17 protein-coding genes are annotated in these 23,122 nt (G+C 73.4%); 11 read left to right on the top strand and 6 right to left on the bottom strand.

The features are described from left to right. The first annotated feature begins 377 nt into the window (after positions 1 to 377). Genes ACFC09_RS35795 through ACFC09_RS35770 form a run of 6 tightly spaced genes read left to right on the top strand, consistent with a single transcriptional unit; the run spans position 378 to position 8,458 of the window. On the top strand, positions 378 to 2,105 hold the full coding sequence (locus tag ACFC09_RS35795; RefSeq protein WP_376535393.1) for a trypsin-like peptidase domain-containing protein: 1,728 nt from the start codon (positions 378 to 380) through the stop codon (positions 2,103 to 2,105). Then, the gene (locus tag ACFC09_RS35790) at positions 2,102 to 3,106 is read left to right on the top strand and encodes a serine/threonine protein kinase (RefSeq protein ID WP_376535391.1); all 1,005 of its coding nucleotides are present in this window, start codon (positions 2,102 to 2,104) and stop codon (positions 3,104 to 3,106) included. The genes ACFC09_RS35795 and ACFC09_RS35790 overlap by 4 nt, the downstream gene beginning before the upstream one ends. Beyond that, on the top strand, positions 3,103 to 4,359 hold the full coding sequence (locus ACFC09_RS35785; protein WP_376535389.1) for a tetratricopeptide repeat protein: 1,257 nt from the start codon (positions 3,103 to 3,105) through the stop codon (positions 4,357 to 4,359). The genes ACFC09_RS35790 and ACFC09_RS35785 overlap by 4 nt, the downstream gene beginning before the upstream one ends. A 31-nt stretch (positions 4,360 to 4,390) precedes the next feature. Next, positions 4,391 to 6,037 carry a VWA domain-containing protein gene (locus ACFC09_RS35780; RefSeq protein WP_376535387.1) on the top strand — a complete coding sequence of 549 codons (1,647 nt, stop codon included), beginning with the start codon at positions 4,391 to 4,393 and terminating at the stop codon, positions 6,035 to 6,037. 52 nt (positions 6,038 to 6,089) lie between these two features. Then, complete coding sequence (locus ACFC09_RS35775) at positions 6,090 to 7,148, top strand: hypothetical protein (protein ID WP_376535385.1); 1,059 nt, start codon at positions 6,090 to 6,092, stop codon at positions 7,146 to 7,148. Next, a complete protein-coding gene (locus ACFC09_RS35770; protein WP_376535383.1) occupies positions 7,145 to 8,458 on the top strand; it encodes an extracellular solute-binding protein in 1,314 nt (437 codons plus the stop codon). The genes ACFC09_RS35775 and ACFC09_RS35770 overlap by 4 nt, the downstream gene beginning before the upstream one ends. A gap of 84 nt (positions 8,459 to 8,542) precedes the next feature. Here ACFC09_RS35770 and ACFC09_RS35765 read toward each other — a convergent pair whose 3' ends face one another. From ACFC09_RS35765 to ACFC09_RS35755, 3 genes are all read right to left on the bottom strand, one after another. Beyond that, positions 8,543 to 10,000, bottom strand: coding sequence for a benzaldehyde dehydrogenase (locus ACFC09_RS35765; protein ID WP_376535381.1), 1,458 nt, complete (start codon positions 9,998 to 10,000; stop codon positions 8,543 to 8,545). Between the two features lie 67 nt (positions 10,001 to 10,067). Then, complete coding sequence (locus ACFC09_RS35760; RefSeq protein ID WP_376535379.1) at positions 10,068 to 11,684, bottom strand: thiamine pyrophosphate-dependent enzyme; 1,617 nt, start codon at positions 11,682 to 11,684, stop codon at positions 10,068 to 10,070. Next, complete coding sequence (locus ACFC09_RS35755; protein WP_376535377.1) at positions 11,681 to 12,511, bottom strand: FadR/GntR family transcriptional regulator; 831 nt, start codon at positions 12,509 to 12,511, stop codon at positions 11,681 to 11,683. Before ACFC09_RS35755 ends, ACFC09_RS35760 begins: the two co-directional genes overlap by 4 nt. A 352-nt stretch (positions 12,512 to 12,863) precedes the next feature. Between ACFC09_RS35755 and ACFC09_RS35750 the strand changes: the two genes are divergently transcribed. From ACFC09_RS35750 to katG, 3 genes are all read left to right on the top strand, one after another. After that, complete coding sequence (locus ACFC09_RS35750) at positions 12,864 to 13,295, top strand: heme-binding protein (protein WP_376535375.1); 432 nt, start codon at positions 12,864 to 12,866, stop codon at positions 13,293 to 13,295. 310 nt (positions 13,296 to 13,605) lie between these two features. Further along, positions 13,606 to 14,043, top strand: coding sequence for a Fur family transcriptional regulator (locus tag ACFC09_RS35745; protein ID WP_376535373.1), 438 nt, complete (start codon positions 13,606 to 13,608; stop codon positions 14,041 to 14,043). A 33-nt stretch (positions 14,044 to 14,076) separates the two neighbouring features. After that, complete coding sequence (gene katG / locus ACFC09_RS35740; RefSeq protein WP_376535371.1) at positions 14,077 to 16,290, top strand: catalase/peroxidase HPI; 2,214 nt, start codon at positions 14,077 to 14,079, stop codon at positions 16,288 to 16,290. A gap of 116 nt (positions 16,291 to 16,406) precedes the next feature. Here katG and ACFC09_RS35735 read toward each other — a convergent pair whose 3' ends face one another. The 3 genes from ACFC09_RS35735 to ACFC09_RS35725 form a co-directional block, all read right to left on the bottom strand. After that, entirely contained in the window at positions 16,407 to 17,621 is a 1,215-nt protein-coding gene (locus tag ACFC09_RS35735; RefSeq protein WP_376535369.1) for a hypothetical protein, read from the bottom strand. Between the two features lie 149 nt (positions 17,622 to 17,770). Then, positions 17,771 to 18,187 carry a VOC family protein gene (locus ACFC09_RS35730; RefSeq protein ID WP_376535367.1) on the bottom strand — a complete coding sequence of 139 codons (417 nt, stop codon included), beginning with the start codon at positions 18,185 to 18,187 and terminating at the stop codon, positions 17,771 to 17,773. Positions 18,188 to 18,257: 70 nt separating this feature from the next. Then, positions 18,258 to 18,653 carry a helix-turn-helix transcriptional regulator gene (locus tag ACFC09_RS35725; RefSeq protein ID WP_376535365.1) on the bottom strand — a complete coding sequence of 132 codons (396 nt, stop codon included), beginning with the start codon at positions 18,651 to 18,653 and terminating at the stop codon, positions 18,258 to 18,260. A gap of 455 nt (positions 18,654 to 19,108) precedes the next feature. On the opposite strand from ACFC09_RS35725, the gene ACFC09_RS35720 reads away from it, so the two are divergent. Then, the gene (locus ACFC09_RS35720) at positions 19,109 to 21,496 is read left to right on the top strand and encodes an ATP-binding cassette domain-containing protein (protein ID WP_376535362.1); all 2,388 of its coding nucleotides are present in this window, start codon (positions 19,109 to 19,111) and stop codon (positions 21,494 to 21,496) included. A gap of 708 nt (positions 21,497 to 22,204) precedes the next feature. Beyond that, positions 22,205 to 23,056: a hypothetical protein gene (locus ACFC09_RS35715; RefSeq protein WP_376535360.1), complete on the top strand. Its 852-nt coding sequence runs from the start codon at positions 22,205 to 22,207 to the stop codon at positions 23,054 to 23,056. Positions 23,057 to 23,122: the final 66 nt, after the last annotated feature.

Below are 23,122 nucleotides of genomic sequence, written 5' to 3'. Positions count from 1 at the left end.
TTCGCCCCGGCAGGCACCGACCGGCCGCGGGCCGGGCCCGCCGGCTCCCGCCACCCGGGCGTCGACCCACCCGCACGGGCCTCGCGGACGGTGCCGCCACCTCGACCACATGGCTGCTCCAGTACTTCTCCCACGCGTCGTCGACCGTCAGTACCGCCCCGGTCCTCGGGCCGCGGCGTGATCCGGACGCCCGACCAGCGATGGAGCCCGCGTGGGATCGGTCACCCACCTGCGGCGACGGCCGAGGCGGAGCACACGTGCCGGCCCGGCCGCCGCCCGGCCCGCCCTCCCTCGCGTCGTCCCGGCCCCCGCCCGTCCGCCGGGACCCGGCGCATCACAGTGGTAGCGCGAAGGCACGGGGAGTAACCTCGGGAAACATGACGCTCACGGGGGAGCGAGTCGTCGAGTCGCGGTGGCGTACGCCGAGTTGGGTGGCACGCATCCATCGGACCGAGGGACCGGTCATCGGTGCCGGTGTGCTGCTGAGCCCTGACCGGGTGCTCACCGCGGCCCACGTCGTCAGGCCCGGACGGCGGTACGTCGTCCACTTCGTGGGCGCCCCCGGCGTCCCGGCCGTCGACGCCGCCGTCGACGACGAGGCGTACGTACCGGAGGAAGTGGACTCCTTCGGCGACCGCAGCGGAGACCTGGCCCTGCTGCGCCTCGCCGTGCCCCGGCCCGCCGACCACCCCACCCGGCTGTTCCGGCTCGCGGCCCCGCCCGCGGGCGTCGAGATGTACGGCTTCCCGGAAGGCGACGACGTCGGCCGCTGGTACAGCGCCGCCCCGCTCGGCGGGCGGGGCCGGGACAGCCGGGTCCAACTGCGCCCGCACACCCCGCAGGAGCTGGCGAGCCCCGGCTTCAGCGGCGCCGGCGTCGTCGACCTCGCCACCGGCCAGGTGCTCGGCATCGTGCTCAGCGCCGACGAGGGACACGAGGCCAACTTCACCCACATGAGCCCCACCGAGACCGTGCTGAGCCACCTCCCGCAGGTCGCCGACTGGACGGACGGCCCGTCCGCGGTGGATCCGCAACTGCGTCCCGGAGCAGCCGTCGGCCGGCTCGACGTGCCGTTCGCCACCGAACTGGCCACCTGGTTCGCCGGCCGGGGCTGGCCGGTGCTGGTGAGCGTCGTCCCGGCCGACGGCGACCGCGCCTGGAACCTCCGGCGGGCCATCGCCCTGGCCACCCGGGAACTGCGCACCACACAGCGGACGAGCCGCTTCGCAGGCGACCCCCCGCACACCGTGCCCCCGCCCGGCGGCCACGATCTCGCCCTCGCCGTACGGGACATGACGATTCGCCAGATCACGGACCGGCTCGCCGAGCGGCTCGGTATCCGCACCGACCCCGTGGTCCCGTTCCCCGACCGGCTCGGCACGCTGCGCCTGACCCCGGCCGCCGTCCTCGTCGGCGTGGACGAGTCCGCCGAACCCGGGCCGCTGCTCGGCATGCTGGAGCAACTCGCCGCCCAGGGCGCCCGGTTGCTGCTGGTCTTCCGCAGCCCGGACGGGCTCGCCGCGCAGGCCGAGGAGACCTTGGTGCACCGGCCGCTGCGCGAACGCCGGGCCCGGCTGCACCGAGCAGTCGACGCGATCGTGGACCGGCTCGGCCCCGGCCTCGACCAGCGCCTCAGCCGGGTGCGGCCCGGCCCGGACCCGGCCGACACGGAACTGGTCGACCGGGCCATGCAGGGTGTCTGGCTCACCGGCATGCTGCGCGAACAACTGACCGGCACCCGCGACGGAGAACCGGAACCCCTGGGCGCCGACGCCCTGTTCCGCCACGAGGCCACCGTCGAACGCCGCAGAAGACGACTGGAACGCGCCATCGAACACCTCGACGCCCGTCTGGTGCGCCTGCGCGAACTACGGCTGCGGCTCGCCGCGGAGTGGGGGCTGTGGCGGCAGAAGGCGGGCCCGGCGGGCACCGGCCCGGACCTGACGGCGTACGAGCTGTACGAGAGCGCCGCCGCGCTGCTGCGCGCGGCCCCCTGCGACGTCGACGCGGCGGAGACGGCCGTCGCCACGTTCGCCGAGCACTGCTCGAAACGACCTGATCCGTCCCGCTCCGCCCACGACAGCGAAGGGGAGGGCACGTCATGACGTCATGCACCCGGTCCGGCTGCCGGGGCCGCATCATGGCCACCGGCTTCTGCGACACGTGCGGCCGCCAGGCCCCGCCGGACCCCGCGCCACCGCCCGACGCCGACCTCGACGCCCCGGTGAGCCAGCGCACCGAGCGCTCCCGCCGCGCCCCGAAGCCCGCCTTCCCCGGCGTCGGCGAACTCGACCAGCACGGCCTGGTCGTCCTCCCCGAGGTGGCGGCCCCCGAACACCCGCTGGACGAGGACCCGCAGCCGCCCACCGGCGGGCGGCGCTGCGGCGCGAACGGCTGCTCCATGATCATCGGCGTGGGCTACGGCGGCCAGCCGCCCCGGGCCGACGGGCGCTGCCCGCGCTGCGGCACCCCCTACTCCTTCCGGCCCCAACTGCACGCGGGCGACCTGGTCGCGGACCACTACGCGATCCTCGGCTGCCTCGCCCAGGGCGGACTCGGCTGGGTCTACCTCGCCGAGGACACCCGCGTCACCGGCTACCGGGTGGCGCTCAAGGGACTCATCAACGTCCACGACGCGCTGGCCCGCAGGACCGCCGTCGAGGAACGCCGCTCGCTCACCGAACTGCACCACCCCGACATCGTCCGCATCGTGACGTACGCCGAACACGCCCTCGCCGGCCAGTCGCCCACCGGCTACCTGGTCATGGACTACATCGGCGGGCGCTCCCTGCGGGACCTGTTCGCCGCCGACGACGCCGAGCGCCTCTTCCAGGGCCGCCCCCGCCTCGACCACGTGCTCACCTACGGGTGCAAGATCCTCGGCGCCCTCCAGTACATGCACGAACGGGGGCTGCTGTACTGCGACATGAAGCCCGCCAACGTCATCCACTTCGGGCGCGGCATCAAGGTCATCGACCTCGGCGCGGTCCGCGCGGTGGGCGACCGCACCTCCGCCTACGTCTACACCAGCGCCTTCGCGCCGCCCCCGAGGAGGTCGAGGCCCGCGGCTGGCACGTCGACAGCGACCTCTACACCGTCGGCGTGACCCTCCAGGTGCTCGCCGGCGCCACCGAGCGCGCCCCCGGTCTCGCCGGTGACTCCTTCGACAGGCTCGTCGCCCGCGCCACCCACGCGGAGCCCCGGGCCCGGTTCCGCTCGGCGGCCGAGATGTCCCGCCAGCTGTGGGAGGTCCTGCGGGAGTTCCGCGCGCTGCGGTTCGGCGAACAACTGCCGGAGAGATCCACCCGGTTCCGGGCCACCGACGCCGCGCTCGACGCCGGGCTCGGCGCGATCCCCGCGCTCGGCCACTGGACGGACCGGCCGCACGGGCACCTCCCCGCGCTGGACGTCTCGCCGCCGTCCGCCGCCGACGTGGCCGCCGCCCTGCCCCAGCCCGCGCCCGACCCCGACGACGGCGCGGCCCTGCTGCTGGACGCGTTCGAGCCGGACGCCCCCGACCGCGTCGCCGAGCAGCGGCGCCGCTCGTCCCGGCTGGGCACGCCCGAGACCGCGCTGTGGCTGTGCCGCGCCTACCTCCGACGCGGCGAACAGGACCGGGCCGAGAAGTCGCTCGCCGAGGCCGAGACCCAACTCGGCGAGCGGCAGGCCCCGTACGACTGGCGCATCGCCTGGCACCGCGGCGTCCTGCACCTGAGCCAGGGGAAGGTGCGCGCCGCGGGCGCCTGTTTCGCGCAGGTGTACCGGGCGCTGCCCGGCGAGTACGTCCCGAAGCTCGCCCTCGGCTACTGCGCTGAACAGGACCGCGAGTCGTCCGCGGCCCGGCCCGTGACGTTCTACGAGGCGGTGTGGAAACGCGACTTCGCCCACGCGCCCGCCGCCTTCGGACTGGCCCGCTGCCGACTGGCCGCCGGGGAACGGGACGAGGCGGTCCGCGTCCTCGACGACGTGCCCACCACCTCCCGCCACCACGACGCCGCCCGCGTCGCCGCCGTCCGCATCCGCACCGGCGCCCTGCACGGCCGTCCGCCGTCCGTGGCCGACCTGCGGGACGCGGCCCTGCGCCTGCCCGAACTGCGGCTGGACGGCGGCGCGGCCGAGGGCGAATCACGCGCCCGGCTGGTCGCCGAGGTGCGGGAGACCGTCCTCGCCCACTGGCCGGAGCGGGGATGGGGGGAGCAGTACCCGGTCGGCCCGGTCTTCGGCACCGGCCACCAGGACTCGCTGCGCGGACTGCTCGAACAGTCCTTCCGGCAGCTCGCCGGGCAGGCCCGCACCGCCGACGAGCACGGCAGGCTGCTCGATCTGGCACACGCCGTCCGGCCCATGACCACCTTCTGAACACCCACGAGCCGTCGAGGGGGAGAGCGCGATGACCGAGACCGGTGGCACGGACAGAGCGACGGGCGAGCCGAGTGCCGTCGAGGTGACCCTGGCGGTGGGCCAGAACAAGTACCTGTCGACCGCGCCGACCGCCGCCGGTCCGCCGGGCGAACAGGTGATGTACGCCGTCCTGGAGGTCGGCGTCGGCACCACCGGCGGCGCGCCCGTCCCGCCCCGGCCGCCCGATGCGGGCGCCGCGCTCGCCGAGGTGCTGATCATCGACACCTCCAGGTCGATGCTCTACCCCGACAGCAAGCTGCACGCCGCCAAGGACGCCACCGTCGCGGCCGTACGGCGGCTGCCCGACGGCACCGCCTTCGCCGTGCTGTCCGGGCGGTTCGACGCGACCGTCGTCCACCCGGGCTCAGGCACCGAGGCGATGGCCGTCGCCGGACCGGACCAGCGCGAGGCCGCCGAGCACGCGATACGGGTCCTCGACGCGGACGGCGGCACCGCGATCGGCACCTGGCTCGACCTCGCCCGCCGCCTGCTCCAGGAGCAGCGCGCGCCCGTCAAACACGTCCTGCTGCTCACCGACGGGCGCAACGAGCACGACGCCCGCGCCGCCATCCGGCTGGAGAACGCGCTCACCGCCTGCGCGGGCGGCCGGATCAGCTGCGACGCCTGGGGCATCGGCGACGACTGGGACGCGGAACTGCTGCTGCGGATCACCCGGCGGCTGCACGGACGGGCCGGCGCGGTCCGGCGGGAGTCCGAACTGACCGCCGTCTACCAGGAGTTGATCGACGACCTGCTCGGCACCTCGGTGCCCGAGCTGCGGATACGGCTGATCCCCACCCCCGGCACCCGGATCCGGCAGGTCAAGCAGATCGTGCCGGGCGAACAGGAACTCCCCGCCACCGCCGACGAGTCCGGCACGCGGGAAGCCGAGTACGTCACCCGCGGCTGGGGCGACGAGGTGCGCCACTACCAGGTCGTGCTCGCCGCCGACCCGTCCGACCGGGACCTCGGCGAGGACCTCCAGCTCGCCGCCGTGGAACTGTCCGTCCCGGACCTCGGCCGGCCGGTGCGGCTGCCGCCGCCGCGGCCGATCCTGGTGCACTGGACGGACGCCCCCGCCGACGCGTCCAGACCGCACCCCGGGATCCGCCGCCACCAGCTCTACCAGCAGGCGAACGCGGCCGTGCTGCACGCGCACCAGGCGTGGCGGCGGGGCGAGGCCGGCCGGCCCGACGCGGACGCCGCGCTGGCCCGAGCCGTGGCGCTGGCCGGCGAACTCGGCGACGCGCAGCTCCTCGGCGCGCTGCGGAAGGTCGCCGACGCCTCAGGACCGGGCGCGGCGCGGGTACGGGACGGGCTCAAGGACGTCGACTGGCAGCACCTGATCCTCTCCAGCGCCATGACCACCCCGCACCGGTCCCCGGCCGCCGGGCCCGGGACGGAGGAGGGTATGCGGGACGCACCGGCCGCCGCCGAAGGGACCGGTGGCGGGACCGCCGAAGGGACCGGTGGCGGGACCGCCGAAAGGACGGGTGGCGGGACCGGCGGCAGGACCGCCTGCGGGGCCGGTGGCGGGGCCCTGGTCGAGTGCCCGACCTGCCACTGGCTCGGGCCGCCCGGCTCCCGTTTCTGCGGCGGCGACTGCGGCCGGGAACTCGGCGGGCCACCGGTATGAACGGGCCCGGCCCCACGCACCGACCGCCGCCCGTCACGGAGGTGAGTCCACCATGAGCGCGCAGAACACCACGGACGTCCCGGCGCGGCCCCCGGCCGCGCGCCCCGGGCGGACCCGCCCGCCGTCCGCGCCGACCCGCCTGTTCCGGCTGCTCGCCCCGGTCCTCGCCCGCGGGCCCGGCGCCCCGGGCACGGCAGGCCCAGCGGACGGCAGCACCACCTCCCGCGAACTGGCCCTGCGCCGACGGCTGCTGCTGGTCCTGTCCGCCGCGGTCAGCGTCGCCCTGTTCTTCTCCTACCAGGGCGTGCACGGCGACGCCGACCCGCTGCGCACCGCCAGCGGCCCGGCCGTCCTCGCCGTCGACACCGCACAGCACGCCCTCACCGAGGCGCAGACGACCGCCGCGACCCCGGCCACCAGCGAGTTCCAGAAGCAGATCTCGGTGGCCGTGCAGTCCCTCGCCGTCGCCGCCTCCGAAGGCGCGGGCGGCACCACCGGCCGCCAGTCCCTCCAGACGGTCGCCGGTCTGATCACCGTGTACGCGGGCATGGTCGCGAAGGCCCAGTTCGAACCGGCCGACTCGGTGCTGCGCCGGGCCTATCTCGGATACGCGACGAGCATCCTCGCGGACAAGGACTCCGGCATCACGGCACGGCTCGGCCTGCTCCAGGCGGAGCAGCGGCGCGTCGTGCGGCAGCAGACCTCCTTCGGACGGCTGCTGTGGCTCGGCTGGAGCGTCACCGCGCTGCTCGTCCTCGCGCTGGCCGCGGCCCTGGCGGAGACCCAGGTCTTCCTGCGCGGCCGGTTCCGCCGCCGCTACAACCGGCGGCTCCTCGCGGCCGGCGCCGTACTGCTCGGCGGCTTCGTGACGCTGACCCTGTTCACCCTGTGGACGCACCGGGGCATGGCGGACACCCGCGGGCTGCTCGACCGCCCGCTGTCCGGCCAGGCCATCACCGACGCGGGCCGGCGGACCGCGTCCTACCTGGCGAACACCGGCTTCCGCGCCGCGGCGGCGGTGTGGATCGCGATCGGAGGCATCGTGCTCATGGCGCTGGCCGAGGCGGGACTGCGCCCGCACGTCAACGACTACCGGTTCAGGCCGCGGTGAGCGCGCCCGGAAACGGCCCGGCGGCCGTCCCCGCCGCCCGTCGCCGTCCCTCCCGGCGGGCCGTCCGCACCGGCACCGTCCTGGCGAGCTGCCTGGTCCTGCTGGTGGCGGCGGTCGTCGTGGCCGTACGGGTCTACGACCGCGAACCGACCGTCACCCTGCTGGCCAACTGGACCGGCAAGGACGAACGCGCCTTCCGGGAGGCGGTGATCGCCCCCTTCGAGCGCAAGTACCGCGTCCACGTCGACTACCAGGGCAGCTCCGCCCAGAGCCAGGTGCTCAGCGCCGACGTGGAGGCCGGGACACCACCCGACGTGGTGGTGCTCACCGGCCCCGGCGAACTCGCCTCCTACGTCGCCCAGCGCCGGCTGAAAGCGCTCGACGGCCTGGTCCCCGAGGGCGGCTTCAGCGCGTCCTGGGCCACCCCGATCGACGGGCACGTCTACTGGTTCCCGCTCAAGGCGGACCTCAAGAGCATCGTCTGGTACCCGGGGGACATGACCGAACGGCAGCGCAGGGACGCCGCGGGGCAGCCGGCCCAGTGGTGCCTGGGCCTGGGCGCCGGCGCGACCAGCGGCTGGCCCGGCACGGACTGGATCGAGGACCTGCTGCTCCAGCAGTCCGGCTGGCGCACCTACGACAAGTGGGCGCGCGGAGACCTGCCCTGGACCGACACCGCGGTGCGCCGGGCCTGGACGACCTGGCGGGACCGGGTCGTCGGCGGCGGCGAGAACGAGCGGCTCGTCAGCCGGGCGCTTGAGACCCACTACCAGGACGCCTCCGGCTACGTCGTGAAGGACCCGCCCCAGTGCAGCCTGGAACACCAGGCGTCGTTCATCGGTGGCAACGAGGACTGGAAGAAGGCCGACGGACGCTACGAGGCGTCCGGCATGCTGCTGGGCACCGGCTACTCCGACGCCTGGGAGGTCTCCGGGGACCTGGTCGCGCTGCTGCACGAGACACCCGCGGCACGGCAGCTGATCCGCTATCTGGCCTCGACCGACGCCCAACGGGTGTGGAGCGCCGAGAAGTCCGGCTTCTCGGTCCAGGCCGACGTACCGGCCGGTTCGTACGGCGCACCGGGCACCCAGCAGCGTCGGCTCGCCGACACGCTGCGGGACCCGCGGGCGGTGCACTGCTTCGACGCCTCCGACGCGATGCCGCCCGCCGTGCGTGACGCCTTCGCCCTGTCCGCCATCGACTTCCTGGCCCGTCCGGGCGACCTGACGTCGCTGCTGAAGACGCTGGACACGCTGCGCACGGACCCGGAACTGACCTGGCTGCCCTCGGTCTGCGACCGCGCACCCTGAGCGGGCGGCACCGCTTCCGGTGCCGCCCGCGACGCGGGGCGGGTTACCCGGCGTCGGCGCCGGGCGCGGGGCGGCCGGCCGGGCTCAGAACGGGTAGGCGGGCTGCTCGGACCTGGCGGTGATCCAGCGGGTCTCGGTGAACGCCTCGATGTTGGCGTCGCCGCCGAAGCGGGCGCCGGTGCCGGAGGCGGCGACACCGCCGAACGGCGCGACGGCCTCGTCGCTGACGGTCTGGTCGTTGACGTGGACGATCCCGGTCGGGATGCGCTCGGCCAGTTCCAGACCGCGCATCGCGTCGGACGTCAGGATGCCGAGCGACAGTCCGTACGAGGACGCCGTGGCCAACGCCACCGCCTCGTCCAGGTCGCGGAAGGCACGGACGGGGGCGACCGGGCCGAAGACCTCCTCCGCGTAGGCGGGGGAGGCGTCGTCGACGTCGGCGAGCACGGTCGGCCGGTAGAACAGGTCCTGGTAGGTGCCGCCCGCCACCAGCCGGGCGCCGTTGCCGACACTGGCCGTGACCAGGCCGTGGATCTTGTCCCGCTGCCCGGCGTCGATGATCGGCCCGAGCGCCACCTGCTCCTTGGCGGGGTTGCCGACCGGCAACTGCTCGGCCTTCTCGGCGAGGCGCGCCACGTACTCGTCGGCGACCGAGGCGTGCACCAGGTGGCGGCCGGTGGTCATGCAGATCTGGCCCTGGTGGAAGTAGGACCCCCAGGCGGCCGTGGACGCGGCCCGCTCCAGGTCGGCGTCGGGAAGCACGATCAGCGCCGAGTTGCCGCCCAGTTCCAGGTGGGCGCGCTTGAGGTGCTCGGCCGCCGCCGCGCCGACCTTGCGGCCGGCCGCCGTGGACCCGGTGAAGGAGACCACCCGCACCTGCGGCGCCGCCACCACCGCGGCCCCGGTGTCCGCGCCGCCCGGCAGCAGGTGCAGCAGGTCGGCGGGCAGCCCGGCCTCCTCGAAGACCCGCATGACGGACACCCCGCCGCACACCGCGGTGCGCAGGTCCGGCTTGAACAGCACCGAGTTGCCGAGCGCGAGGGCGGGCGCGACCGAGCGGATGCCGAGGATGAGCGGCGCGTTGAACGGGGCGATGACACCGACCACCCCCGCGGGCACCCGGCGGGCCAGGCTGAGCCGGGGCTCCGCCGAGGGCAGGATCTCGCCGAGGGGGCGGGAGGCCAGGGTCGCGGCCTCGTAGCACTCCTGGGCGGCGGTCGTCGTCTCGAAGGCCGCCTTCCCCGGGATGCTGCCGCCCTCGCGGATCAGCCACTGGCCGATCTCGTCGGCGTACCGGGTGAACAGGTCACCGGCGCGGCGCAGCACGGCGGCGCGTTCGGTGTACGGGGCGCGGGCCCAGGCCGACTGGGCCCGCGCGGCGCGCTCGGCGGCGCTCGCGACGTCCTCGGGGGTGGCGACACCTATGGTGCCGAGGACCTCTCCGGTGGCGGGTTCGACGACGGGTGCGGTGCCCCCCGTCATGGCCGTCCAGGTGCCGACGTGGGCCTTGCCGGACCACTGGGTGGGATCGAGCAGGGACATGATGGTCTCCGGGCTGCGGGTCGGGAACGGTGGCGTGGGGGGAACGGTGGCGTGGGGGGAACGGGCGTCAGGGCCGGAACTCGGCGCCTACGCCGACGGAGATCTCCAGGAGCAGGGGTCGGGTGCGGTCGGCCAGGGTGGGGCCGAGGTCGTCGAGTGCCGCGCACAGTTCGGCGTGGTCGCCGATCCGGCGGGCGGGGCAGCCGAGGGACTCCGCGAGACCGGCCACGTCGATCTCCTCGAACGGGGGCCACGGCGGCTTGCCCCCGTGCTGTTCGGCGAGCTTGTCCATGACCGCGTAGCGGCCGTTGGCGAGGACGACGAAGACGACGCCGACGTCGTAGTGCACGGCGGTCCACAGGGCCTGGATCTGGTAGAGCGAGGAGCCGTCGCCGACGACGGCGACCACCGGGCGGCGCGGCTGCCCCATGCGCACCCCGATCGCGGCGGGCAGCGCGAAACCGAGACCGCCCATGGCGGCGCTGAGGAAGCCGAGCGGTGTCCGGGCCGGCAGCAGGGCGTGCAGGTCGGGGCGGGAGGACGGGGTCTCCTCCACGACCACGGTCTGCGGGGGCAGCCGTTCGGCGAGCGCCGCGAGGACCTGGGACGGGCTCAGCGGCTCGCCGGGCCCCGGCGGCTCGGGGCGCCGCGGGCGGGGCACCGCCGGACCGGCCGCCGGGCCGCGCGGCGGGGTGCGGCGGGCGAGCCGGTCGCAGAAGTCCGGCAGCGGGGTGAGCACCGCGAGTTCGGCGGGCGCGCGCCGGGCCTCGGCCGGGTCGTCGGTGACGACGACCACCCGGGCGTCCGTCAACTTCCCCGGCGTGTACGGATATTGCCGCAGGAACGGGGCGCCGACGCACAGCACCAGGTCGTGCGGGGCGAGGACGTCGCGCAGCCGGGGCCGGTCGGCGGGCAGGTGTCCGGCGAACTGCGGGTGGTCCTGGGGGAAGCCCGCGCGCGCCCCGAACGGTTCCTGCCAGACCGGGCAGCCGAGTCGTTCGGCGAGGGCGGTGAGCGCGCCCCAGGTGCGGGCGTCGTCGGCGCCCGAACCGACCACGAGCACCGGGGCCGATGCCTCGGACAGCAGCCCGGCGACCTCGGCGACGGACGACGGATCGGCGCCGACCGCGCGGCGCAGCACGGCCGCGGCGGGCACGGGCAGGTCCTCGGCGGGCTCCGCCCAGTCGTCCATGGGCACCAGGACCAGCGCGGGGCCGCGCCCCTCGTGGGCGGCGTGCGCGGCCCGACCGATCGCGCCGGGTACGTCCTGGGCGCGCACCGGTGACTCCACGCTCACCGGGTAGTCCCCGGCCAGGCCCGCGAGCCGGCCGGCGAGGAACGGCTCCTGGGCCAGGTGACGGCGGTCCTGCTGGCCGACCAGGACGACCAGGGGCGCCCGGTTGACGCGCGCGGTGGCGAGCGCGCCGACCGCGTTGCCGAGTCCCGCGGTGGTGTGCAGCAGGACCAGCGCGGGCCGTTCGCGGGCCAGCGCCCAGCCGGTGGCGGCGCCCACCACGGAGCCCTCGTGCAGGGCCAGGACGAACTCCAGGTCCGCGGGCAGATCGGCGAGCAGGGACACCTCGGTGGAGCCGGGGTTGGAGAAGAGGGTGGTCAGTCCGTGCCGGCGCAGTTCGTCGAATGCGGCGTCCCGTACGGTGCGGGGCGCTGTGGGGGTCTCGGTCATGACAGCGTGCTCCGGTGGCTCGCCACCTGGCCGCCCAGCCCGACGTTCGCCCGGAGCCAGGACAGCAGGGCGTCGCTGAGCCCCGTCTCGGAACGGGCCTCCTCCTCGCCCTGGCGGCCGGCCCGGACCTTCTCGATCGTCTCCAGGTGGTATTCGCGGATGACCTGCGCCGCGTGGGCCGGGTCCCGGGTGGCGACGGCGGTCACGATCCGCATCCGGCCGGGCTGGAGGGAACGTGCGATCTGACCGAAGTCGCCGCCCTCGCCGCCGGACAGCTTGACCGCGAGCCCGATCTGCATCTCGGTGATGAACCGGCACAGGGCGGCGAGCAGCGGGTTGTGGGAGATCTCGGCCATGGTGGCGAAGAACTGGTACAGCGCGGCGGCCAGCGCCTCGTTGTCCGTCGTGCGGGAGATGGCCTCGGCCGCCTCCCGCAGCCGTTCGATCTCCTCGTCGGAGGCTTGTTCGGCGGCGAGTTCGGCGGCGTAGCCGTGCAGGGCGCCGAGCAGGCCCAGCACCTCACGGGCGCCGACCTTCTCGACCTGGACGACGGAGGCGATGGACATCGCCAGCATGGTGTCGCCCTGTGCGTTGACCGTCGCCCGGCTGCCGTTGCGGGTGGTCACCAGTCCCATCGCGGTGAGAACCCGGATCGCCTCGCGGATGGTGGGGGCGCTGACGTCGTAGGACGCGGCCAGATCCCGCTCGGACGGCAGCCGGGAGCCGTTCGGCAGGGCACCGCTGAGGATCTGTTCGCGGAGGTCCTCGACGATCTGGTCGGCCACCCGGCCGCGGAAGATCCTCGCGGGGGTGTGAGGCACGGACATGTCACTCCCAGGGGTCTCTTGAGCCGCGCGGGCTCGGCCCGGGCACTTCGGCGGGCCACTGCATCAGACGCTAACCTACTTGGTAGGTCCCGGCAAGCGCTGGCGGTGCACTGCTCCCGCTTCGAGTTGCCGTGGCGGATGTGGCCGTTTAGCGTGGCCTAAACCTACTTAGTAGGTGTCGGACGGGCCGGACGGGTCGGAAACGAGGTACCAGGCAGGTCGAGTGGAGTTCCGCCGCGGTCCCGCGGCCCCGAAGGGCCCCGTTCGGCGGCAGGCTCGGGCGGGCGTCCCGCCGGCCCGTGCGTCTCACGGCGTTCGGCCCCGGAGACGAGCAGGAAGAGGAAGAACAGCCATGAGCACACTGACCCTGGCCCAGGCGTCCGAGATCGTCGACTCCGCGCTGGGTCACGCGCACGAGCTGGGCCTGCGTCCACTGGCCGTCACCGTCCTCGACCCCGGCGGCCACCCCCTGGTGGTCAAGCGGGAGGAGACGGCCGGCATCCTGCGCCCGCAGCTCGCCCACGCGAAGGCATGGGGCTGCCTCGGCACCGGCCAGGGCGGTGCGGCGAGCGCCCGGTACGCCATCCGTGACCCCGCGTTCTTCACCGCACTGGCGGCGATCTCCGAGGGCCGGGTCGCCTCCTGCAAGGGCGGCGCCCTGATCCGCGACGCGGCCGGTGAGCTGCTGGGCGCGGTCGGCGTCAGCGGCGACCGCCCCGACAACGACGAGGCCGCCGCGGTCTTCGGTGTGGAGAAGACGGGCCTGATCGCCGACGTGGGCTGAGGCTGCCTGCGCGCGGCGGCCCTGGCGGGCGTGGGTCTGTCGGCGGCGCAGGTCTGGGCGGCAATGCGTTGCGGGGTGGGGTGCCCTGCGTCGTCGCCGTGCGGACGAGGTACGCGTCGCCGACACGCTGTCCGGCTGCTGTGAAGGTCCACGCGGTGAGTCGCGCGACTGCTCGCCCGGTCGGTGCGGTGCCCTGCGGCCCGCGCGAGCGGCAAGTGGTGGCCGAATGAATTCCGGTTGCCCTACCTCACGAGACTTGTCCCCCTCGTTTTCTTGAACCGTTCGTCTTTGGGGCGATAGGTTGAGCGCCGTGACCGCAGCCCAGCCCCCCACCGTCGCTGACGAGCTGCGCGGTGCCGGCCTGCGTGTGACGGCCGCCCGCGTCGCACTGCTCGACACCGTCCGGCACGGCGACCACCTCGGTGTCGAGGCGATCGCCTCCGGGGTGCGCGAGCGTGTCGGCCACATCTCCGTCCAGGCCGTGTACGAGGCGCTGCACGCGCTCACCGCGGCCGGACTCATCCGCCGCATCGAACCGGCCGGCAGCCCGGCGCGGTTCGAGGGTCGCGTCGGCGACAACCACCACCACGTCATCTGCCGGTCGTGCGGTGCCGTCGCCGACGTCGACTGCGCGGTCGGCGACGCTCCTTGCCTGACCGCCTCGGACGACCGCGGCTTCGCCATCGACGAGGCCGAGGTCATCTACTGGGGCCTGTGCCCCGAATGTTCCACCACCAGCAGTTCCTGAGCACCAAGATGCGCCCCGTCCGGAAGGATTCCCATGGCCGAGAACAATGAGGCAATCGTCACTGACGCGAAATCGGAGGAGACAGGCGGCTGCCCCGTCGCGCACGGTCGCGCCCCGCACCCGACCCAGGGCGGCGGCAACCGCCAGTGGTGGCCGGACCGGCTCAATCTGAAGATCCTCGCGAAGAACCCGGCCGTGGCCAACCCGCTCGGTGCGGAGTTCGACTACGCCGAGGCGTTCAAGTCCCTCGACCTCGCGGCCGTCAAGCAGGACATCGCCGAGGTGCTGACGACGTCGCAGGACTGGTGGCCGGCCGACTTCGGCAACTACGGCCCGCTGATGATCCGTATGGCGTGGCACAGCGCGGGCACCTACCGCATCAGCGACGGCCGCGGCGGCGCCGGCGCCGGCCAGCAGCGCTTCGCCCCGCTCAACAGCTGGCCGGACAACGCCAGCCTGGACAAGGCCCGCCGCCTGCTGTGGCCGGTCAAGAAGAAGTACGGCCAGAGCATCTCCTGGGCCGACCTCCTGGTCCTCACCGGCAACGTGGCCCTGGAGACGATGGGCTTCGAGACCTTCGGCTTCGCCGGCGGCCGCGCCGACGTCTGGGAGGCGGAGGAGGACGTCTACTGGGGTCCCGAGACCGGCTGGCTCGACGACCGGCGCTACACCGGCGACCGCCAGTTGGAGAACCCGCTCGGCGCGGTCCAGATGGGCCTCATCTACGTCAACCCGGAGGGCCCCAACGGCAACCCGGACCCGGTCGCCGCGGCCCGCGACATCCGCGAGACGTTCCGCCGGATGGCGATGAACGACGAGGAGACCGTCGCCCTCATCGCCGGCGGCCACACCTTCGGCAAGACCCACGGCGCGGGCCCGGCGGACAACGTCGGCCCGGAGCCCGAGGGCGCGCCGATGGAGCAGCAGGGCCTGGGCTGGCAGAGCACGTACGGCACGGGCGTCGGCAAGGACGCCATCACCAGCGGTCTTGAGGTCACCTGGACCTCCACCCCGACCCAGTGGGGCAACGGGTTCTTCAAGAACCTCTTCGAGTACGAGTACGAGCTGACCAAGAGCCCGGCCGGTGCCAACCAGTGGGTGGCCAAGGACGCCCCGGAGACCATCCCGGACGCGTTCGACGCGGACAAGAAGCACCGCCCGAAGATGCTCACCACCGACCTGTCGCTGCGCTTCGACCCGGTCTACGAGCAGATCTCCCGCCGGTTCTACGAGAACCCGGCGGAGTTCGCCGACGCGTTCGCCCGCGCCTGGTACAAGCTGACCCACCGTGACCTCGGCCCGAAGTCGCTCTACCTCGGCCCGGAGGTCCCCGAGGAGACCCTGCTGTGGCAGGACCCGCTGCCCGCGGCCGAGGGCGAGGTCATCGACGCCGCGGACGTCACGGCGCTCAAGGCCGAGATCCTCGGCTCCGGCCTGAGTGTCTCGCAGCTGGTCAAGGCCGCGTGGGCGTCGGCCGCCACCTTCCGCGGCAGCGACAAGCGCGGCGGTGCCAACGGCGCCCGGATCCGCCTGGAGCCGCAGCGCGGCTGGCAGGTCAACGACCCCGACGAGCTGGCGCAGGTCCTGCGCACCCTGGAGAACATCCAGGGTGAGTTCAACTCCGGCGCGAAGAAGGTCTCCCTGGCCGACCTGATCGTCCTCGGCGGCAGCGCGGCCGTGGAGAAGGCGGCCAAGGACGGCGGCATCGACGTCGAGGTGGCCTTCACCCCGGGCCGGGTCGACGCGACCGACGAGCACACGGACGCCGAGTCGTTCGCGGCGCTGGAGCCGTCGTACGACGGGTTCCGCAACTACGTCGGCAAGGGCAGCCGCCTGCCGGCCGAGTACCTGCTGCTGGACCGGGCGAACCTGCTCACGCTGAGTGCGCCCGAGACGACCGTCCTGGTCGGCGGCCTGCGGGTGCTGGACGTGAACCAGGGCGGGTCGAAGCACGGCGTCCTCACCGAGACCCCGGGCAAGCTGACCAACGACTTCTTCGTCAACCTGCTCGACCTGGGCACGACCTGGAAGTCCACCTCCGAGGACCAGACCACGTTCGAGGCCCGTGACGCCTCGGGCGCGGTCAAGTGGACCGGCACCCGTGCCGACCTCGTCTTCGGCTCCAACTCCGAGCTGCGCGCCCTCGCGGAGGTCTACGCGAGCGACGACGCGAAGGAGAAGTTCGTGAAGGACTTCGTCGCGGCCTGGACGAAGGTCATGGACCTCGACCGGTTCGACCTCGTCTGATCCTTGGGACGACCGTCACCAACGGGACGCCCGGACCGGCCTCGCGGCCGGTCCGGGCGTTCGCGTCGTCGTGGTCCGGGCCGCGGGGCCACCGGATTCCACCGGGTCACAACGGGTCATAACGGCTGATGCGCGATCGCCGTCAGGAACGTTCCGTACGCCAGGGAGACCGCCGTCAGGGTGCCGCCCAGCAGCAGGGCCTTCGGCCGCCGCGCGCGCCAGGTCCGTACGAGCGCCAGGGCGACCGGGACGAGCAGCGGGAACGCGGGCAGCAGGAAGCGGGGCTTGGAGGCGAAGGGGCCGGACACCGCGACCACCAGCAGCACCAGGGCGCCCGCGAACACCACCAGCGGCAGCGGCGCGCGCTCCAGGCACAGCAGGCAGAACAGCAGGACACCGGCGGCGACCACCACCAGGGCCAGCGGGTAGACGACCCCGCCGCCGTGCAGGAACAGCGCCTTGAGGAAGCGCAGGGCGCCGATTCCGAAGTCGAGGCGTGAGCTCCAGGCGCTCTGCACGCGGAAGTAGCCGTGGAACAGGTCCCCGGTCCGCCGGCCCACCCACAGCACGTAGCCCACCCAGCCCAGCGGGGCGAGCAGGGCGCCCGCCCACAGGCCCGGCGGAACGCGACCGCGGCGGCGCACGATCTCGTGTCCGGCCGCGACGAGCACGGCCGCCACCGCCGCGATGCCGCTCGGCCGGGACAGCCCGGCCAGGGCCGCCAGCGAACCGGCCGACAGCCAGCGGTCCTTGAGCACGGCGTACAGGCACCAGGCGGCGAGCGCGGCGAACAACGGCTCGGTGTAGGCGAGGGTGAGGACCACCGAGTGCGGCAGCGACGCCCACAGCGCCACGAGCGCGGTGGCGACGGCCCGCCCGTACATGTGGTGGCCGATCGCGTAGACACCCCAGGCGGCCACGACCGCCGCAGTCCAGGCGAGCAGCAGTCCGGCGGCGCCGGGGGAGAGCGGCACGACGGCCGTGACGGCCCGGACGAGGACCGGGTAGAGCGGGAAGAACGCCCAGTCCGTCTGCACCTCACCCGTCCTGGTGATCCAGATCAGCCGCCCGTAGCCGTGCGTGGCGATGTGCAGGTACCAGGTGGAGTCCCAGGAGTGGGCGAGGTTCTTGGTGAGCGGCCGGCCCGACAGCCGGCTCGTCGCGGCCACCGCGACGACACCGGCGGCGCGGACCGCCACGAACAGGGCCAGGGCCGCGAGGACACCGGCCGGAGCCGGGTGCCACCGGCGCCGCGCCCGACCGGCCGGTGGGCGGTGCACGGGCGCGTACGGTACGGCGGGCTCGGGCAGCGGTGCGGAAGACGTGCTCACGCTTCGACCTTGAGCACGCCCCGCACCGGGCGCAATCGGGAGTCCTCCGTCCGCCCCGCCGGTACGCCGGCGGGGGAGACCTGTGCGAGACGACGGGCGAGGACCCGCGTGGCACGCCGGGGAGACCCCCGTGGGGCAGGCGAGCGGGGTCAGCCGGTGCGGCGCTGGTTGAAGCGGAGCATGTTGCCGGCCGGGTCGCGGAAGGCGCAGTCCCGGACGCCGTAGGGCTGGTCGATGGGCTCCTGGAGGACCTCTCCGCCGGCCGCCCGGATGTGTTCGAAGGTGGCGTCCACGTCGTCGGTGGAGAAGATCACGCCGCGCAGCAGGCCCTTGGCCAGCAGCTCCGCCATGGCCTGCCGGTCGGCGGGGGAGGCGCCCGGGTCGGCGAGCGGCGGTTCGAGGACGATCTCCACGCCCGGCTGCTCGGGTGACCCGACGGTCACCCAGCGCATCCCCTCGAAGGCGACGTCGTTGCGCACCTCCAGGCCGAGGACGTCACGGTAGAAGGGGAGAGCCTTGTCATGGTCGTCGACTGCGATGAAGCACTGTGAGAGCTTGATGTTCATGCCCTCGACGCTACGAGGCGGCGGCCGGTTCCGCTTCTCCGTTCCTGACCGGTTGCCCGCGGGCGTCGGATCAGGGCTTTCTGACCGGGCGGGTGAGGACCTTGGCCACGCATGCCGGTATCGCGGCGCCGGCCTCGTGGCGGCGGGCCCGGTAGGCGCTCGGGCTCTCGCCGACCAGTTCGGTGAAGCGCGAGCTGAACGAGCCCAGTGACGTACATCCCACCTCGAAGCAGACCTCCGTCACACTCAGATCGCCCCGCCGCAGCAGCGCCTTGGCCCGCTCGATACGGCGGGTCATCAGATAGCTGTACGGCGTCTCGCCGAAGGCGGCGCGGAAGCTGCGGGAGAAGTGGCCGGGCGACATGAGGGCGATGGCGGCCAGCGCGGGCACGTCCAGCGGCCGACCGTAGTCGCGGTCGATCGTGTCCCGGGCGCGGCGCAGTCTCACCAGGTCCTCAAGTGTCACGGAACCCAGCATCGCACGGGCCACCGACACCGCCCGGAGGGCCGCCGCCGCGCCCGTCCCACGGCCCGGCGGCGCCCGACGGGGGCGTGGGACGGGGCGGACCGGAATGCAAAAGGGGGTGGTCATACGGGTGCGGGAGCGGGCTATTCTCTGACCGCGGCCAGGCGGCCCGCCCCGGTCCGGGGCAGTGGCGTCCCGGTCTCCTCCCCCGCAGAGGCCGGACCTGGCTCTGGAACCCCGACCCCGACCGCGCCGTCCGGGCACCTCCTGGCGGCAGACCCCGCTTCCCGCGCCGAGCGCGCCCGACCGGGCACGCCCGGCGTCCGGCCGGCACCCCGAACGGGCCGCGGACCGTGCCGGGTCGGCTCCGGCCACGGCGGCGAGGACCGCGGAGCCGGCCCCGACATCCGGTCCCGGAGCCGGCCCCGCAACAGCCAGCAACAGAGGGAGAGACGATGAGCAAGGCCACGAGCACGGACGCGCGGACGCCCGCGTCGCACACCGCCGACAGCCACGACCTGATCCGGGTGCACGGCGCGCGTGAGAACAACCTCAAGGACGTCAGCGTCGAGATCCCGAAGCGCCGGCTGACGGTGTTCACCGGGGTGTCCGGCTCGGGCAAGAGCTCACTGGTGTTCGCGACCATAGCCGCGGAGTCCCAGCGGCTGATCAACGAGACCTACAGCGCCTTCGTCCAGGGCTTCATGCCCACGCTCGCCCGGCCCGAGGTCGACGTGCTCGACGGGCTGACCACCGCGATCATCGTGGACCAGCAGCGGATGGGCGCCGACCCCCGCTCCACGGTCGGCACCGCGACCGACGCGAACGCGATGCTGCGCATCCTCTTCAGCCGCCTCGGCAAGCCGTACATCGGCCCGCCCGGCGCCTTCGCCTTCAACGTGCCCTCGGTCCGGGCGAGCGGCGCGATCACCGTCGAGAAGGGCAACAAGAAGACGGAGAAGGCGACCTTCAGCCGTACCGGCGGCATGTGCCCGCGCTGCGAGGGCCGGGGCAGTGTCTCCGACATCGACCTGACCCAGCTCTACGACGACAGCAAGTCGCTGAGCGAGGGCGCGCTGACGATCCCCGGCTACAGCATGGACGGCTGGTACGGCCGTATCTTCCTCGGCTGCGGCTTCTTCGACCCGGACAAGCCGATCCGCAGGTTCACGAAGCGGGAACTGCACGACCTGCTGCACAAGGAGCCGACCAAGATCAAGGTCGACGGCATCAACCTGACGTACGAGGGACTGATCCCGCGGATCCAGAAGTCGATGCTGTCGAAGGACGTCGACGCGTTGCAGCCGCACATCCGGGCGTTCGTGGAGCGGGTGGTGACCTTCGCCACCTGCCCCGAGTGCGACGGCACCCGGCTGAGCGAGGGCGCCAGGTCCTCGAAGATCGAGGGGATCAGCATCGCCGACGCCTGTGCGATGGAGATCCGTGATCTCGCCGAGTGGGTCCGCGGCATCGACGAGCCCTCGGTGGCGCCGCTGCTCGGCAAACTGCGGCACACGCTGGACTCGTTCGTGGAGATCGGCCTCGGCTACCTCGCCCTCGACCGGCCGGCGGGCACGCTCTCGGGCGGTGAGGCACAGCGCGTCAAGATGATCCGGCACCTCGGCTCCGCGCTCACCGATGTCACCTACGTCTTCGACGAGCCCACCACGGGCCTGCACCCGCACGACATCCAGCGGATGAACGACCTGCTGCTGCGCCTGCGGGACAAGGGCAACACGGTGCTCGTCGTGGAGCACAAGCCGGAGCTGATCGGCATCGCCGACCACGTGGTCGACCTGGGGCCCGGCGCCGGCACGGGGGGCGGCACCGTCTGCTACGAGGGCGGCGTAGAAGGGCTGCGCGGCTCTCAGACCGTCACCGGACGCCATCTCGACGACCGGTCGGCCCTGAAGGGGACGGTGCGCGAGCCCACCGGTGTGCTGGAGATCCGCGGTGCGTCGGTGAACAACCTGACCGGTGTGGACGTGGACGTTCCGCTCGGCGTGCTCACCGTCGTCACCGGCGTCGCCGGGTCGGGCAAGAGTTCCCTGGTGCACGGCTCGATCCCGGCCGACGAGGGGGTGGTCGCGGTCGACCAGAGCCCGATCCGCGGGTCCCGGCGCAGCAACCCGGCGACGTACACCGGGCTGCTCGACCCGATCCGCAAGGCGTTCGCCAAGGCCAACGGCGTCAAGCCCGCGCTGTTCAGCGCCAACTCCGAGGGCGCCTGCCCCACCTGCAACGGCGCGGGCGTCATCTACACCGACCTGGGGATGATGGCCGGGGTCTCCTCGCCCTGCGAGGACTGCGAGGGCAAGCGGTTCCAGCCCTCGGTCCTGGAGTACACGCTGGGCGGCCGTGACATCAGCGAGGTCCTCGCGATGCCGGTGTCCGAGGCCGAGGAGTTCTTCGGCTCGGGCGAGGCGCGCACGCCTGCCGCGCACCGCATCCTCACCCGGCTAGCCGACGTCGGTCTCGGCTACCTCACCCTCGGGCAGCCGCTCACCACCCTCTCCGGCGGTGAACGCCAGCGCCTCAAGCTGGCCACGCACATGTCCGAGAAGGGCGGTGTCTACGTCCTCGACGAGCCGACCTCGGGCCTGCACCTCGCCGATGTCGAGCAGTTGCTCGGCCTGCTCGACCGGCTCGTCGACTCCGGCAAGTCGGTGATCGTGGTCGAGCACCACCAGGCGGTCATGGCGCACGCCGACTGGATCATCGACCTCGGTCCGGGCGCCGGTCACGACGGCGGTCGGATCGTCTTCGAAGGCACCCCCGCCGATCTCGTCGCCGCCCGCTCCACCCTCACCGGCGAGCACCTCGCGGCGTACGTCGGCGACTGACACGGGTCCGCCCACCTGGATTCCGGACGGCGTGGCCGGAGCCACCCACTTGGATTCCGGGCGGCTGAGCCAGTCCCACTCACCTGGGTTCCGGGCGGCTGAGCCAGGCCCGCTCACCCGGATTCCGGGCAGCTGAGGCGGCACGGCCGGCCCACCCGCATCCCGTGGGACGAGCCCGGCTGCCCGCGCCGGGTTCGTCCCACACAGCCGCTGCCGAGACGCGTTCCGGCAGCGGCTCCGCTTTCCACCGCACTTTAACCTACTTGGTAGGTAGGCGGCCAGGGTGTCGGGTGCCGCGACATCGCCCCGCCCTGTCCCGCGCCGGGCCTCGACGCCACTGCGGAGCCCCGTGCCGCTACGCGGCCCCCACGTCACCCCGCGGAGCCGCATGTCATTGCGGAGTCCCACGTCACCGGCGTCTCGGTCGCCATGTACCGGTCCCGTCGGACGCGCCGGTGACCAGGGTGGCGGCTCTCGTGAGGCCGGTGCCGGTCATCGGGGTGCTCCTTCGATTTCGATGAAAGCTCACTACCTACCTTGACACAAACCTACTAGGAAGGTTCTGTAGTTACGGCGATCGGAGGTCGTCGGACAGACGCGCCTCGGCCCGGCCGGGCGAGCGCATCCGGTGACCGCCGCCCGTAGTCAGACTCCGTCCCGCCCGCTCCGGGCCCGGGACGGCTGAGCACTCGAAAACGGAGGACAGCGATGAAGATCGCGCCGTACGACGAGAACGCGTTCAAGATGGACCATCCGCGGGGGACGGTGTCCTTCAACTACCTGCTGATGGGCGACCGGACCAAGCCGTTCGAGAACTACCGCTACATCCTCGGCCGCAACGAGGCCGACTTCAGCATGCCGCGGCACTGCCACACGTTCGAGCAGATCCGGCTGCCCGTGATCGGCGACATGAACATCGGCGAGCAGGGCTTCCTGCGCGAGGGCGAGGTCGGCTACTTCCCGGAGGGCCAGACCTACGGGCCGCAGGACGACAAGCTGGAGGACCCCAAGCAGCTCCAGCTGGTGCTGCAGTTCGGCGGGGCCTCGGCGCTGGGCATGCAGGCCGGCCGCGGCCGCGGCCCGGACAACAAGGAGGCCCAGGCCGAGCGCCGTCCGCGCCGGGAGCAGAGGTTCCCCAAGCCGCGTTACAACGGCGTCGTCATCAGCAACCCGGACCACTTCAACTACCTGCCGGTGGCGGGCCGGCCGGGGGTCAAGCGCAAGCACATCGGCACCTACACCGAGCGGCAGTTCTGGATCGACTTCGTCAAGCTCGACGCCGGTGCCGAGTGGGTGTCGGAGAGCGCGGACGCCAAGCGGCTGACCGTGGTGCTCCAGGGCCGGGGCACGGCCGAGGGCACCGAGATCGGCTGGATGGGCGCGGTCGAGGCCGAGCCGGGCGAGAAGGTCCGCTACACCGCGACCGAGGAACTCGTGCTGTACACGGTCGGCCTGCCGCCGATCGTCCAGCCGGTCGAACCCGACGACGACAAGTTCGTCACCGTCGTCACCGACGGCGGCATCCGCTTCGAGAACCCCAAGGACGCCGACAACGGCTGACGCACGGCTTCTCACCAGGACGATGGCTCGGGAGCGGGACCACCCCGAGCCACCGTCGGCTGCCTC

Source organism: Streptomyces sp. NPDC056161 (assembly GCF_042268025.1).
GTDB lineage: Bacteria > Actinomycetota > Actinomycetes > Streptomycetales > Streptomycetaceae > Streptomyces.
The sequence above is the reverse complement of the archived record's forward strand: the minus strand, read 5'-3'. Positions and strand labels throughout refer to the sequence as shown.

What these genes read in the sequence shown, in the direction of transcription:
- ACFC09_RS35795 (WP_376535393.1), top strand. Translation starts at nt 378, where the DNA reads ATGACGCTCACGGGGGAGCGAGTCGTCGAGTCGCGGTGGCGTACGCCG.
- ACFC09_RS35790 (WP_376535391.1), top strand. Translation starts at nt 2,102, where the DNA reads ATGACGTCATGCACCCGGTCCGGCTGCCGGGGCCGCATCATGGCCACC.
- ACFC09_RS35780 (WP_376535387.1), top strand. Translation starts at nt 4,391, where the DNA reads ATGACCGAGACCGGTGGCACGGACAGAGCGACGGGCGAGCCGAGTGCC.
- ACFC09_RS35775 (WP_376535385.1), top strand. Translation starts at nt 6,090, where the DNA reads ATGAGCGCGCAGAACACCACGGACGTCCCGGCGCGGCCCCCGGCCGCG.
- ACFC09_RS35765 (WP_376535381.1), bottom strand. Translation starts at nt 10,000, where the DNA reads ATGTCCCTGCTCGATCCCACCCAGTGGTCCGGCAAGGCCCACGTCGGC.
- ACFC09_RS35760 (WP_376535379.1), bottom strand. Translation starts at nt 11,684, where the DNA reads ATGACCGAGACCCCCACAGCGCCCCGCACCGTACGGGACGCCGCATTC.
- ACFC09_RS35755 (WP_376535377.1), bottom strand. Translation starts at nt 12,511, where the DNA reads ATGTCCGTGCCTCACACCCCCGCGAGGATCTTCCGCGGCCGGGTGGCC.
- ACFC09_RS35750 (WP_376535375.1), top strand. Translation starts at nt 12,864, where the DNA reads ATGAGCACACTGACCCTGGCCCAGGCGTCCGAGATCGTCGACTCCGCG.
- katG (WP_376535371.1), top strand. Translation starts at nt 14,077, where the DNA reads ATGGCCGAGAACAATGAGGCAATCGTCACTGACGCGAAATCGGAGGAG.
- ACFC09_RS35730 (WP_376535367.1), bottom strand. Translation starts at nt 18,187, where the DNA reads ATGAACATCAAGCTCTCACAGTGCTTCATCGCAGTCGACGACCATGAC.
- ACFC09_RS35720 (WP_376535362.1), top strand. Translation starts at nt 19,109, where the DNA reads ATGAGCAAGGCCACGAGCACGGACGCGCGGACGCCCGCGTCGCACACC.
- ACFC09_RS35715 (WP_376535360.1), top strand. Translation starts at nt 22,205, where the DNA reads ATGAAGATCGCGCCGTACGACGAGAACGCGTTCAAGATGGACCATCCG.